Origin of the sequence: Streptomyces sp. NPDC101227 (assembly GCF_044767545.1) — a bacterium.
Lineage (GTDB): Bacteria > Actinomycetota > Actinomycetes > Streptomycetales > Streptomycetaceae > Streptomyces.
On record NZ_JBIWOD010000006.1, the window covers coordinates 467,430 to 480,453 of the forward strand.

Here is a 13,024-nt window from a genome sequence, read left to right on the forward strand (position 1 = left end):
TCCGCGCAGCCCCTCGGGGGCCTCATCGGGGGGGTCTGACCCCAGCATCCGACCGATCCGGCGCCCGGGGGGGGGGCGGCGCCTGAGTCCGCGTACCCCGGCGCCGCGGCGCGAAGGACTAGTCAGTGCACACTGCACCGATCTACCGGGGGTCGCGGGGGTGCGACATGCGTCACACCCACCCGAACCCGGCTGACGGTGACCGGTCAACTCGTCGGACGCTCACCGCAGCCACGACGTGGAACAGCAACCGTCAACGGCTCCCGCCCCGGCTGACCACGGCGTACCCGGCTGACGGCAACCGGCCAACTCGTCGGACGCTCACCGCAGCCACGACGTGAACGGCAACCGTCAACGGCTCCCGCCCTGGCTGACCACGGCGTACCCGGCTGACGGTGACCGGTCAACTCGTAGAACGCTCACCGCAGCCACGACGTGAACGGCAACCGTCAACGGCTCCCGCCCTGGCTGACCACGACGTACCCGGCTGACGGTGACCGGTCAACTCGTAGAACGCTCACCGCAGCCACGACGTGAACGGCAACCGTCAACGGCTCCCGCCCCGGCTGACCACGACGTACGGGATCAGTGGGGCCAATAGCTGGTGCGCCAGGCGCGCGGTCCCGGGTGCGGTACCCGGGAGCGGGCCGGGACCGTGGAGGCCGGGTCGGACCATTCGTTCCCGTGGGGCGGCCCCACGGGGGCGGCGGCAGCGGCGGCCACCGCCCGTGCCTGAACCACCGCCAGTGCGGCGGCCAGCTCCTCCGGGGTGGGGTTGCCCCGTACGACCTTGATCATCGTGGACCGACCTCCTAGAGCGGGATGTTGCCGTGCTTCTTCGGCGGCAGCGCCTCGCGCTTGTTGCGCAGCGTGCGCAGCCCGCGGACGATGTGGCGGCGCGTCTCGGACGGCATGATCACCGCGTCGACGTAGCCGCGCTCGGCCGCGACGTACGGGTTGAGCAGCGTGTCCTCGTACTCCTGGATCAGCTCCTGGCGCCTGGCGTCCTGCGCGGCCGGGTCCTCGATCGCGGCGAGCGTGCGGCGGTGCAGGATGTTGACCGCGCCCTGCGCGCCCATGACGGCGATCTGCGCGGTCGGCCAGGCGAGGTTGAGGTCCGCGCCCAGGTGCTTGGAGCCCATGACGTCGTAGGCGCCGCCGAACGCCTTGCGGGTGATGACGGTGATCAGCGGCACGGTCGCCTCGGCGTAGGCGTAGATCAGCTTGGCGCCGCGGCGGATGATGCCGTCGTACTCCTGGTCCGTGCCCGGCAGGAAGCCCGGCACGTCGACGAAGGTCACGACGGGGATGTTGTACGCGTCGCAGGTGCGGACGAAGCGCGCGGCCTTCTCGGACGCCTTGATGTCGAGGATGCCGGCGAACTGCATCGGCTGGTTGGCGACGATGCCGACCGAGTGGCCCTCGACCCGCCCGTAGCCCGTGATGATGTTCGGCGCGAACAGTGCCTGGGTCTCCAGGAACTCGCCGTCGTCCAGCACATGCTCGATCGCGGTGTGCATGTCATAGGGCTGGTTCGCGGAGTCCGGGATCAGGACGTCCAGCTCGCGGTCGTGGTCCGAGGTCTCCAGGTCCGCCTCCTCGGGGAAGGACGGCGGCTCGGAGAGATTGTTGGACGGCAGGTAGGACAGCAGCGCCTTGACGTAGTCGATGGCGTCCTTCTCGTCGCCCGCCATGTGGTGCGCCACACCGGAGGTGGTGTTGTGCGTACGGGCGCCGCCCAGCTCCTCGAAGCCGACGTCCTCGCCCGTGACGGTCTTGATCACGTCGGGCCCGGTGATGAACATGTGCGACGTCTGGTCGACCATGACCGTGAAGTCGGTGATGGCGGGGGAGTAGACCGCGCCGCCCGCGCACGGGCCGACGATCAGCGAGATCTGCGGAATCACGCCGGAGGCATGGGTGTTACGGCGGAAGATCTCGCCGTACGCGCCCAGTGAGACCACGCCCTCCTGGATACGGGCGCCGCCGGAGTCGTTGATGCCGATCACCGGACAGCCGTTCTTCAGGGCGAAGTCCATGACCTTGACGATCTTCTCGCCGAACACGCCGCCGAGCGCGCCGCCGAAGACCGTGAAGTCCTGGGAGAAGACCGCGACCGGGCGGCCGTCGACGGTGCCGTAGCCGGTGACCACACCATCGCCGTACGGCCGGTTCTGCTCCATGCCGAAGTCGGTCGAGCGGTGCCGCGCGAACTCGTCCAGCCCGACGAAGGAGCCCTCGTCGAGCAGCAGATCGATGCGCTCACGCGCCGTCAACTTGCCCTTCGCGTGCTGCTTTTCCACCGCACGGGCGGATCCGGCGTGCGTGGCTTCATCGACCCGTCGCTGCAGATCCGCAAGCTTGCCCGCGGTGGTGTGAATGTTTGGCTCGGACATCGGGATGCGGCTCCTGCTCGTCCTGGACTGGTACTCGTACTGAGGGTGGTACGGGGTTGCTACCGACTCGTAGCGTATCGGCGGGACTGCTCTGCGGCACTGCGTCGTTGACCACACCTAGGCTGGCCCCATGACGCCTCAACCACCGGGAAACCGGGACAAAGACGCAGGCCGCTGGTCCGATCTGGAGCGCCCGCCGCTGAGCGAGACCGCCCTGCGCCGGGCCCTGCTGCGCCCCGGGGCGCTGTGGACGTCCCTGGACGTGGTCACCTCGACCGGCTCCACCAACACCGACCTCGCCGCACGCGCCGCCAAGGGCGAGGTCACCGAGGGCGCCGTCCTCATCGCCGAGGAGCAGTCGGCCGGCCGCGGGCGGCTGGACCGCCGCTGGACGGCGCCGCCGCGCTCCGGGCTCTTCTTCTCCGTCTACCTCGCCCCCCGCGTCCCGATGTCGCGCTGGGGCTGGCTGCCGCTGCTCACCGGCGTCGCCACCGCCGCCGCCCTCGCCCGCTCGGCCGGCGTCGACATCGCGCTGAAGTGGCCCAACGACATGCTGGTCACCGTGGACGGCACCGAGCGCAAGACCGGCGGCATCCTCGCCGAACGCGCCGGGGACGGCGTCGTCATCGGCATCGGGCTCAACGTCTCCCTCCACGCCGACGAACTGCCGGTGCCCACCGCGGGCTCGCTCGCGCTGGCGGGCGCCCGCGGCACCGACCGCGACCCGCTGCTGCGCGCCGTACTGCGCTCGCTGGAGGAGTGGTACGGCACCTGGCAGGACGCCATCGGCGACCCCGCGGCCAGCCGCCTCCAGGAGACCTACGCGGCCGGCTGCGCCACCCTGGGCCGCTCCGTACGGGCCGAACTCCCCGGCGACGCCGAGCTGCTCGGCGAGGCGGTGGCCATCGACGGCGACGGGCGGCTGATCCTGGCGACCGCGGACGGCGTGCAGCAACCGGTGGCGGCCGGCGACATCGTGCATCTGCGGGCAACCGGAGGTGGATATTCCGGTCAGCCGGAGTGACACGCGGAGGTGGGACGTCGCCGTCCCGCCGACGCCCCGCCACCCCGCCGTACGGCACCGGCCCGGCTTCGAGGCGCGACCGTCGGCCGCAATCACCGACACTCCTGCTCCGGGCCACCCCGCCGTACGGTGCAGGTGAGAGTGAGCCAGAGCACACCTGCCGTATCGTTGGGGCGGTCCGCCGCGGAGCGGACCTCGGGCGAGAAGTGATCGGAAGGGCAGTGCGCAGGGACCGGACAGGGAGCAGGCGGTGACCGCGGACGACCCGGGCACCGTCCCGACGAGCGACGAGGTAGCCGGCCCGGACGACGGGGACACCGGCCCGGACGACGAGGCGGCCGCCGCGCCGGACGGGCCCCTCGCCATCCGCCTCGAACAACTCATCCTCGGCGCCGACCGCCGCTATACGCCGTTCCAGGCGGCCCGCGCCGCCGGCGTATCGATGGATCTCGCGGCCCGCTTCTGGCGCGCCATGGGCTTCGCCGACATCGGCCAGGTCAAGGCGCTGACCGAGGCCGATGTGCTGGCGCTGCGACGCCTGGCCGGTCTGGTCGAGGCGGGCCTGCTGAGCGAGGCGATGGCCGTACAGGTCGCCCGCTCCACCGGCCAGACCACCGCCCGCCTCGCCGACTGGCAGATCGACTCCTTCCTGGAGGGCCTGACCGAACCGGCCGACACGGGCCTGACCCGCACCGAGATCACCTACCCCCTGGTCGAGCTGCTGCTGCCCGAGCTGGAGGAGTTCCTGGTCTACGTCTGGCGACGCCAGCTGGCCGCCGCCACCGGCCGGGTCGTCCAGGCCCAGGACGACGCGGAGATGGTCGACCGCCGCCTGGCCGTCGGCTTCGCGGACCTGGTCGGCTTCACCCGGCTGACCCGCCGCCTGGAGGAGGAGGAACTGGGCGAGCTGGTGGAGGCGTTCGAGACCACCTGCGCCGACCTGGTGGCCGCGCACGGCGGCCGGCTGATCAAGACGCTCGGCGACGAGGTCCTCTTCTCCGCCGACGACGCCGGCGTCGCGGCCGAGATCGGACTCCGCCTGATCGAGACCATGACCCATGACGAGACGATGCCGGAGCTGCGGGTCGGCATCGCCTTCGGCACGGTCACGACCCGGATGGGCGATGTCTTCGGCACGACCGTCAATCTGGCCAGCCGGCTGACCTCGATAGCGCCCAAGGACACCGTCCTGGTGGACGAGGCGTTCGCGGAAGAGCTGGGGCGCACGGGTGAGGCCCCGGTCTCCGAGGCGGACGCCGCGGCCGCGGAGAAGGCCGCCGAGGAGGGCACCGGCGAGGCCCCGCCGACCTACCGCTTCGCCCTCCAGCCGATGTGGCAGCGCCCGGTCCGCGGCCTGGGCGTCATCGAACCGTGGCTGCTCAGCCGACGGGGATGAGTGGCCGGGGGCCGCTCGGCCGGGGGCTGGGCGCCGGGGTCGCGCGTACGGGCTGAGGCGCGCGGCCCGGGGAGCCGGCGGCACCGGCCGCTGCGGGGGCCGCCTCCTCGCTACGGGCTCCTGCGGGGCCCCGTGCGTCCCCTACGGGATCTGTTCGCACGGTCCCTGAGGCCTCTCTCCCCCTCTCCTCCCTCTCCCTCCTGTTCGTACGCCGCCGTTCCTGAAATGATCCGCCGGATCGGTCAGGTCAACGAGCGTTAACCGGGAGGACTGGATGGACGGCGGTATGCGGCGGTTCGGTGCGGAGGGCTGGGTCGGCATCGAGCGGCACGGCTTTGTGGCGGAGCTGGTCATGGACCGGCCCAAGGCCATGAACGCGGTCTCCACGGCAATGGCGGACGCCCTGGCGCAGGCGTGCGCCGAGCTCGCCGCCGACCGGTCCGTACGGGCCGTGGTGCTCAGCTCCACCCATGAGCGGGCGTTCTGCGTGGGCGCCGACCTCAAGGAGCGGAACTCCTTCACGGACGCGGACCTGATGCGCCAGCGGCCGCACACCCGGGCCGCGTACACCGGAGTGCTGGAGCTGCCGGTGCCCACCATCGCCGCCGTGCACGGCTTCGCGCTCGGCGGCGGCTTCGAGCTGGCGCTGGCCTGCGATCTGATCGTCGCGGACGGCAGTGCGGTGGTCGGCCTGCCGGAGGTGTCGGTGGGTGTCATCCCCGGTGGCGGAGGCACTCAGCTGCTGCCGCGCCGGGTGGGGGCCGCCCGGGCCGCGGAGCTGGTGTTCACCGCGCGCCGGGTGCCGGCCGCCGAGGCCGCGGAGCTGGGGCTGGTGGACCAGCTGGCCGCCGACGGCGAGGACCGGACGGAGGCGCTGGCGCTGGCGGCGCGGATCGCCCGTAACTCGCCGGTCGGGCTGCGGGCCGCCAAGAAGGCCCTGCGGCTGGGGCACGGGCTGGATCTGCGGGCGGGCCTGGAGCTGGAGGACGGGGCGTGGCGGAGCGTGGCCTTCTCCGGGGACCGGGCCGAGGGCGTCGCGGCCTTCAACGAGAAGCGGGACCCCGACTGGCCGGGGGAGTGACCCCGCGCCCCCGGACCCGCGGGCGCAACCGTCGATGACCCCGGCCCGGCCCGCCCCGGCGCGTGGCCCCCGCTCGGTCCGCACAACCGGAAAGGCGCGAATAGGGTGAAACATTCCTACGCTGTAGTACAGGGTGTGCTCACGGTAACGGAATGTGAGGATCCGGTGACGGGCGAGGCCAACGGCGATGCGAGGCTGCGGGCAGTGGTGGAGCTGGCGCAGGCGATGGCGGCCGCGCCCACCCCGCGCGAGTCGGCGCGCGCCGCCGCTCTGGGGGCGCGTCAGGCCCTGGGCGGCTCCTTCGCGGCGATCTCCAAGTGGGAGCGCGAGCTGGGCAAGCTGCGCGTGCTGGTCAATGTCGGCGAACTCGCCGAGGGGGAGCGGGAGTTCCCCGATGACGAGTCGTACCCGGTGCATGAGTTCCCGGAGATCGTCGGCCTGGCGCACGAGCGGTGGGCCGGCGGCGGCGAGTGCGATGCCTGGGTGGAGACCGTCGAGGGGCCGTACGGCGAGGGCCGGGGAGGGCCGGGCGGCGACGGCCGGGGCCGCTACAACCAGCAGCGGGTGGCCGCGCTGCGCCGGCGCGGCCGCGGCTGCTGTGTGGTGGCGCCGATCGTGCTGCACGGGCGGGCGTGGGGCGAGCTCTATGTCGCCCGGCGCGCCGGCGAGGCGGTCTTCACCCGCCCGGACGCGGACTTCGCGACAGTGCTGGCCGCCGTGGCGGCCGCCGGGATCGCCCAGACCGAGCGGCTCGCGGAGGCCCGCAGGCTCGCCTTCACCGATGCGCTGACCGGCCTGGCCAACCGGCGGGCCGTGGACCTGCGCCTCGACGAGGCGCTGGAGCTGCACCGCCGGGACGGTGCGGTGGTCAGCCTGGTGGTGTGTGACCTCAACGGACTGAAGGAGGTGAACGACTCGCGCGGCCACGCGGTCGGCGACCGGCTGCTGGAACGCTTCGGCTCGGTGCTCTCCCTCTGCGGCGCGATACTGCCCGGCGCCCTAGCGGCCCGGCTCGGCGGCGACGAGTTCTGCCTGCTCTCGGTCGGCCCGTCGGCCGAGGAAGTGGCCAAGGTGGCGGGCGAACTGTGCGCAAGAGCGGGGGAGTTGGAGATGGGTGACGGGGTCGCGGTCGGGGTCGCCTCGACCGGCGATCCGATCGGGCCGGTGGACACCGCCCGCCGCCTCTTCCGGCTCGCGGACGCCGCGCAGTACCGCGCCAAGGCGGAGCGGTCCGGGGAGCCGGTGGTCGCCGGGCGGCACGGCGGTCCCGACGATCCGGTCGTACGGCTGGCGGACGCGCCCGAGCCGCGGCAGGGCCCCGAGCGCCGCCGGTTCCGGAGGTGAGGCGCGGGCGGGGCGCGCACGCTGGGTAAGGGGTGATCCGTAAATCCACTCGTGACATCCGGCGATTCAGTCTCTAGGGTGCCTGAATATGAATATGCACACTGTGGTGCTGGGGACGGCCGGCACGACCGCACAGGACGTCATCGCGGTGGCCCGCGGCGCGGCCCGCATCGAGCTGCCCGAGGAGACGCTCGCCGCCGTCGCGGCCTCCCGCGCCTTCATCGACGACCTCGCCGCCAAGCCCGAGCCCGTCTACGGCGTCTCGACCGGCTTCGGCGCCCTCGCCGTCCGACACATCAGCCCCGAGCTGCGCGCCCAGCTCCAGCGCAACATCGTCCGCTCGCACGCGGCCGGCATGGGCCCGCGGGTCGAGCGCGAGGTGGTCCGCGCGCTGATGTTCCTGCGTCTGAAGACCCTGGCCTCCGGCCGGACCGGCGTGCGCCCGGTGGTCGTCGAGACGATGGCCGCGATACTCAACGCCGGCATCACCCCCGTCGTCCACGAATACGGCTCGCTCGGCTGCTCCGGCGACCTCGCCCCGCTCTCGCACTGCGCGCTGACGCTGCTGGGCGAGGGCGACGCCGAGGGCCCCGACGGCGTCGTACGGCCCGCCGGCGAGCTGCTCGCCGCGCACGGCATCGCCCCCGTCGAGCTGCGCGAGAAGGAAGGCCTGGCGCTCCTCAACGGCACCGACGGCATGCTCGGCATGCTCGTGATGGCCTGCGCCGACCTCGCCCGGCTGTTCACCTCCGCCGACATCACCGCCGCCCTCTCCCTGGAGGCGCTGCTCGGCACGGACAAGGTCCTCGCGCCCGAGCTGCACGCCATCCGCCCGCACCCCGGCCAGGCCGCCTCGGCCGCCAACATGCTCAAGGTGCTGGCCGGTTCGGGCTTCACCGGCCACCACCAGGACGACGCCCCGCGCGTCCAGGACGCCTACTCCATCCGCTGCGCCCCGCAGGTCGCGGGCGCCGGCCGGGACACCCTCGACCACGCCCGCCTGGTCGCCGACCGCGAGCTGGCGTCGGCCGTGGACAACCCCGTCGTCCTGCCCGACGGCCGGGTCGAGTCCAACGGCAACTTCCACGGCGCGCCGGTCGCCTACGTCCTGGACTTCCTGGCCATCGCCGCGGCCGACCTCGGCTCCATCGCCGAGCGCCGCACCGACCGCCTCCTCGACAAGAACCGCTCGCACGGCCTGCCCGCCTTCCTGGCCGGCGACCCGGGCGTCGACTCGGGCCTGATGATCGCCCAGTACACGCAGGCCGCGCTGGTCAGCGAGCTGAAGCGGCTGGCCGCGCCCGCCTCGGTGGACTCCATCCCGTCGTCCGCCATGCAGGAGGACCACGTCTCGATGGGCTGGTCCGCGGCCCGCAAGCTGCGCACCGCCGTCGACAACCTCGCCCGGATCGTCGCCGTCGAGCTGTTCGCCGCGACCCGCGCCATCGAGATGCGTGACGGGCTGACGGCGGCCCCCGCCAGCCTCGCGGCGCTGGACGCCGTACGGGCGGCGGGCATCCAGGGGCCGGGTGAGGACCGTTTCCTGGCGCCCGACCTGGAAGCCGCCTACGTCTTCGTGCGATCGGGGAAGCTGGTCGAGGTCGTGGAGTCGGTTACCGGGAAGCTGGCCTGACGAAGCGTCGCACGGCAGCGGCGCCGCGGGTCAGCGGCGCCGCCGCCCGGCGGCGGGCCCGTATTCGGGTCCCCGCTCAGGCGTCCGCGGCGTGCGTGGGCGGACGGGGCACTGTATGTCGGGGTGGGCCGGGGCAGGAGCCGTTGGTGGTTCCGCTCAGTGGTCGCGCGTGCGGCGGACGGAGTGGCCGACCAGCCCCGCGCCGAGCGCGAGAGCGGCGGCGCCGCCGAGGGCGTACGGCGTGGTGTCGGGGCTGCCGGTGTCGGCGAGGAGATGCCGGGATGCGGCGGCGTCCTGGGTGACGGCGTTCGCGGCGGCGTCGTCGACCGTCGTGCCGGGGCGGTCCGCCGAGGCCGCCCGCGGGCCGGAACCGCCCGCTCCGCCCTCGCCCACGCCGGCCTGCGCGGTCGGTACGAACCACAGGGCGAACAGCACCGCACCCGCGGCGGTGGCGGTCAGCAGTGGTCGTCGTGCGGTCACCGAACGATCCTCCTTGTGGGTTCGGCGAATTGGCCGTCGCACGCACCGCGGGCACCGGCCGTTGACCGCAGATGTTAGTGACCGCCGCGGGTCGCGGGGAAGTCGGGACGCGTACGTGCTTACCCTCCGTCCCATGAGCAATGGTGAGACATCACGTTTTGTGCGGCTTCATGTGGAGCTGGTCATGGAGGTCACCGACGCCGGCCGGCTGACCGGCGCGGCCCTCGACCACATCGGCGGCGATCCCTCGCTCCCGGACGACCAGCGCCAGCAGGCCCTGGACACGGTCCGCGAGGACCCGGCGGAGGCGCTGGCCCATCTCGTCGACCCGTTCGACCTCGTCACGGCCGTGCCGGGCACCGAGCTCGCGCACGCCTCCTGGAGCAGTGAGGAGATGACCGACTACGACCCGGACGCCGAGTGGGACGCGGCGGAATGGGATCTCGCCGACGACAGGGCCGCGGAGGCCTGACCCGGCACGCGGTCCCCACCCGGCGCGACCCACCGCAACCGGCTCCCCACCGGACGCAACCGACCCCTACCGACCCCGGCCCTCGTATGGCGTGATTCATACGGGGGCCTCCTCTCTGCGTGGATGCATGGATGCGTGACCCTTACGTCCGATTTGAGTGGCATCCCCCACATTCCCTTTCCTTTTCCACGGGCATGGCAGACGGTCGATAGGCACGGACGTACAACCGCTCGACTCATCGGACCGAAAGTTCCGCCGGAACTTCCATCGGGACCTCATCGAGAGTTCCGGGTTCGGTAGCAATGGAGAGATGCGCGTGATAACGGACAGTAATCGTGGCAGGGGCCTGATAACCGGCGCCGCACTGCTCGGGGGTGCACTCACCCTCGCGGCGTGCGGCGCGGCGAGCGGCGACGACGGCAGCCATGCCGCGCCCAGCCCCAAGCCCCAGCACGAGAACTCCCAGCAGGTCGACGCCGCGGCCGCCCACGAGGCGTCGCAGGCCAAGATCGAGATCGCGCCCCAGGACGGTACGACCGACGTCGGCCTCAACAGCGACGCCCAGGTCACGGTCAGCGGCGGCAAGCTCACCGACGTCACGATGACCTCCGTGGCCGCCCATTCGACCGTCGCGGGCACGATGTCCGCCGACGGCTCCTCCTGGCAGCCCGACACGGCGCTGGCCCGCTCCACGACCTACAAGGTCACCGCCCACGCCGTCGACTCCCAGGGCCGCAAGGCGGTGGAGAACTCCACCTTCTCGACCGTTTCCCCCACCAACAGCTTCATCGGCACCTTCACCCCCGAGGACGGCTCGACCGTCGGCGTCGGCATGCCGGTGTCGGTCAACTTCGACAAGCCGGTGGTGAACAAGGCGCGCGTGGAGTCCGCGATCAAGGTCGCCTCCAGCAGCAACCAGCAGGTCGTCGGCCACTGGTTCGGCGACAAGCGGCTGGACTTCCGCCCCCAGGAATACTGGAAGGCGAACTCCAAGGTCACCATGCAGCTCGGCCTCGATGACGTCGAGGCGTCGCCGGGCGTCAAGGGCGTCCAGAACAAGACCGTCAGCTTCAACGTCGGCCAGTCGCAGATCAGCACCGTCGACGCCAAGACCCACAAGATGACCGTGGTCCGCGACGGCCGGACGGTCAAGACCATCCCGATCTCGGCGGGCAGCAAGGACCACCCGACCTACAACGGCAAGATGGTCATCTCCGAGCGGTTCAAGCAGACCCGGATGAACGGCTCCACCGTCGGCTTCGCCAAGAAGGACGGCAAGGGCGAGTACGACATCCCCGACGTCCCGCACGCCATGCGCCTGTCGACGTCCGGCACCTTCATCCACGGCAACTACTGGGGCAAGGGCATCTTCGGCCACGCCAACACCAGCCACGGCTGCATCGGCCTGGAGGACGTCCGGGGCGCCGATGACCCGAAGACCGACGCCGCGTGGTTCTTCGAGCACTCGCAGCTCGGCGACGTCGTCGAGATGACGAACTCCGGCGACAAGGTCATCCAGCCGGACAACGGCCTCAACGGCTGGAACATGGACTGGTCGCAGTGGGTCGCGGGCAGCGCCCTGTCCTGACGACCGCCACGCGGTGACGACCACACCGCACGCACGACCACGCAGATATGACCACCGCCCGGTGCCGCCGTAAGTCAGGCGCGCCGGGCGGTGGCGTGCGTGCGGTGCGCGGCATCGCGGTCGGCACCGAGGCGCGCCACCGCCGTAGCCGCCGCCCACCACCGGCCGGCGGCTACACCGGTGCCGCCGTCCGTACCCTGACCAGGTGACTGAGCGCGGCAGAACCGAGAGAACCGAGAGAACCGAGAGAACCGAGAGAAGCAGCCGGGGCGGACGAAGGGGCTCCTCCCCGGAGGCCGACGAGCTGGTCGGCGGCGTGCTCGGCAGCGTCCGTTACGCGACGGACGGGGCGGCGGCCGAGGACGCCATCGAGGCGGGCGCCTCGATGCTCGCCGCGGCGGCCGTCGGCCGGGAGGCGGTCAGCGCGGCCCTGATCACGGCCGCCGCGACGGCGGTCGCGCAGTGCTGGGCGGGCGGCTGGCAGCCCGCCGACCTGGAACGTTTTCTACGGCGCGAGGCGGCCGGGGGGCACCGCCCGGCGGCAGCCGGGGGAGCGACCCTCGCGACGCTGATCGTGGACGCGATAGCGGCCGACGCGGCCCGCAACCCGGCGGCCCGGACCCCGCGCGGCACCCGCTGGGCCGACCAGCTGCGGCGGCTCGGCGCCGAGGTCTGGTGGGGGTCCGACGACGGCTACCTCGACGCCCTGGCCGGACGCCGCCGCACCACCGGCTTCGAGACCGCCTACGACGTCCTGGCGGCCCTGCGCGCCCTCGCCAGGGTCCCGCGCATCACCCCGCTCCCGGCCCCGGCACCCGCCACAAAGGCCCGGGGCGCCGCCGCCTCCCGTGCCCTCGGGCGCATCCGGGGACTGCTGGCCAAGGCCGAGGCGACGAACTTCGCGCAGGAGGCGGAGGCGCTGTCCGCCAAGGCGCAGGAGCTGATGGCCCGGCACAGCATCGACGAGGCACTCCTGGCCGGCGCGGCCGGCGCGGACGGCTCCCGGGGCGGACAGCCGGGCGGCCCGTCGGCGATCCGGATCGGCATCGAGGGACCGTACGAACAGGCCAAGGCGCTCCTCCTGGACGCCGTCGCGGCCGCCAACCGCTGCCAGGCCGTCTGGGCCGCCGACATCGGCTTCTCCACCCTCGTCGGCTTCGAAAGCGACCTGGAAGCGAGCGAGCTGCTCTACACCTCCCTCCTCCTCCAGGCCACCGCCGCCATGCACCGCGAGGCCAACGCCCTCCCCAAGGCTCTCCAGGAGCAGGGCGGCGCCCCCGCCGGCCGCGGCCGCTCCCGCCGCACCCGCGACTTCCGCCAGACCTTCCTCGTCGCCTACGCGGACCGCATCCGGGGCCGCCTGACCGAGGCCACCGCCGCCGCCACGGCCGCCGTCACCGCCGAGTCCCCCGACGCGGCCCCCGGCCTCCTCCCGGTCCTCGCCGCCCGCGAACTCGCGGTGGAGGAGACCACCGGCGCCCTCTTCCCCGACACCGCCCCGGTCCGGCTGCGCGGCGTACGGGACGCGGAAGGATGGCACGCGGGCCGGGCGGCCGCCGACCGGGCGCGACTGGGGAACGACGACTGACGGGAGACGACTGACGGAAGAC

At 72.8% G+C, this 13,024-nt stretch carries 12 protein-coding genes; 9 read left to right on the forward strand and 3 right to left on the reverse strand.

Annotation, left to right across the window (positions count from 1 at the left end):
- Positions 1-585: 585 nt before the first annotated feature.
- Together ACIRPT_RS17195 and ACIRPT_RS17200 are read right to left on the reverse strand one after the other, a co-directional pair.
- Entirely contained in the window at positions 586-798 is a 213-nt protein-coding gene (locus ACIRPT_RS17195; RefSeq protein ID WP_403515404.1) for an acyl-CoA carboxylase epsilon subunit, read from the reverse strand.
- A gap of 14 nt (positions 799-812) precedes the next feature.
- Positions 813-2,396: an acyl-CoA carboxylase subunit beta gene (locus tag ACIRPT_RS17200; RefSeq protein WP_403515402.1), complete on the reverse strand. Its 1,584-nt coding sequence runs from the start codon at positions 2,394-2,396 to the stop codon at positions 813-815.
- Positions 2,397-2,526: 130 nt separating this feature from the next.
- Between ACIRPT_RS17200 and ACIRPT_RS17205 the strand changes: the two genes are divergently transcribed.
- The 5 genes from ACIRPT_RS17205 (at position 2,527) to hutH (ending at position 8,874) form a co-directional block, all read left to right on the forward strand.
- Entirely contained in the window at positions 2,527-3,420 is an 894-nt protein-coding gene (locus ACIRPT_RS17205) for a biotin--[acetyl-CoA-carboxylase] ligase (RefSeq protein ID WP_403827773.1), read from the forward strand.
- A gap of 250 nt (positions 3,421-3,670) precedes the next feature.
- Entirely contained in the window at positions 3,671-4,816 is a 1,146-nt protein-coding gene (locus ACIRPT_RS17210; protein ID WP_403827774.1) for an adenylate/guanylate cyclase domain-containing protein, read from the forward strand.
- Between the two features lie 274 nt (positions 4,817-5,090).
- Complete coding sequence (locus ACIRPT_RS17215) at positions 5,091-5,897, forward strand: enoyl-CoA hydratase/isomerase family protein (RefSeq protein ID WP_403827775.1); 807 nt, start codon at positions 5,091-5,093, stop codon at positions 5,895-5,897.
- A 225-nt stretch (positions 5,898-6,122) separates the two neighbouring features.
- Entirely contained in the window at positions 6,123-7,241 is a 1,119-nt protein-coding gene (locus ACIRPT_RS17220) for a diguanylate cyclase domain-containing protein (RefSeq protein ID WP_403827956.1), read from the forward strand.
- An 88-nt stretch (positions 7,242-7,329) separates the two neighbouring features.
- Positions 7,330-8,874 carry a histidine ammonia-lyase gene (hutH, locus tag ACIRPT_RS17225; RefSeq protein WP_403827777.1) on the forward strand — a complete coding sequence of 515 codons (1,545 nt, stop codon included), beginning with the start codon at positions 7,330-7,332 and terminating at the stop codon, positions 8,872-8,874.
- Between the two features lie 156 nt (positions 8,875-9,030).
- Here the strand turns inward: hutH and ACIRPT_RS17230 are convergent, their stop codons facing one another.
- Positions 9,031-9,354, reverse strand: coding sequence for a hypothetical protein (locus ACIRPT_RS17230; RefSeq protein WP_403827779.1), 324 nt, complete (start codon positions 9,352-9,354; stop codon positions 9,031-9,033).
- 133 nt (positions 9,355-9,487) lie between these two features.
- On the opposite strand from ACIRPT_RS17230, the gene ACIRPT_RS17235 reads away from it, so the two are divergent.
- The 4 genes from ACIRPT_RS17235 (at position 9,488) to ACIRPT_RS17250 (ending at position 13,002) form a co-directional block, all read left to right on the forward strand.
- Positions 9,488-9,826, forward strand: coding sequence for a hypothetical protein (locus tag ACIRPT_RS17235; protein ID WP_403515390.1), 339 nt, complete (start codon positions 9,488-9,490; stop codon positions 9,824-9,826).
- A gap of 319 nt (positions 9,827-10,145) precedes the next feature.
- The gene (locus ACIRPT_RS17240; RefSeq protein WP_403827958.1) at positions 10,146-11,414 is read left to right on the forward strand and encodes an Ig-like domain-containing protein; all 1,269 of its coding nucleotides are present in this window, start codon (positions 10,146-10,148) and stop codon (positions 11,412-11,414) included.
- 47 nt (positions 11,415-11,461) lie between these two features.
- The gene (locus ACIRPT_RS17245; RefSeq protein ID WP_403827781.1) at positions 11,462-11,623 is read left to right on the forward strand and encodes a hypothetical protein; all 162 of its coding nucleotides are present in this window, start codon (positions 11,462-11,464) and stop codon (positions 11,621-11,623) included.
- 107 nt (positions 11,624-11,730) lie between these two features.
- Positions 11,731-13,002: a DUF2786 domain-containing protein gene (locus ACIRPT_RS17250; RefSeq protein WP_403827960.1), complete on the forward strand. Its 1,272-nt coding sequence runs from the start codon at positions 11,731-11,733 to the stop codon at positions 13,000-13,002.
- The last annotated feature ends 22 nt before the right edge of the window (positions 13,003-13,024 follow it).